Source organism: Delftia sp. ZNC0008, assembly GCF_000799035.1.
GTDB classification, from domain to species: Bacteria; Pseudomonadota; Gammaproteobacteria; order Burkholderiales; family Burkholderiaceae_C; genus Comamonas; species Comamonas tsuruhatensis.
Map to the genome: position 1 here is coordinate 1 of NZ_JTKZ01000810.1, position 305 is coordinate 305.

Annotated in this window: 1 pseudogene; it reads left to right on the top strand. The window is 42.0% G+C overall.

The features are described from left to right. Positions 1–305: pseudogene (locus L995_RS32430) on the top strand (IS982 family transposase); the annotation flags it as partial.

Genomic DNA, 305 nt, shown 5'->3' on the forward strand with positions numbered 1-305 from the left:
TTAGTTATCGCTTGTTACCTATGGGGCGTACTGCATTTTAGTGAAACGCTTAAAGCTAAGCACCAACTTGCTCAAAGTTTATTTCCTAATTTCCTAGAATATTCTCGCTTTGTCCGCCGTTGTAATGCCCTCTTACCGAGTATCCAAGTCATTCGCCAAGCACTCGTCTTTAAAGAGGTTGAAGGAATGAGTGTATCCATTATTGACAGCTTCCCCATTCCTTTGTGTCAGCCTATTCGTAATTTCAGAAGCAAAGTTCTTGGAGATTATGCAAATGTTGGCTACAATGCTACAAAGGGACGCGG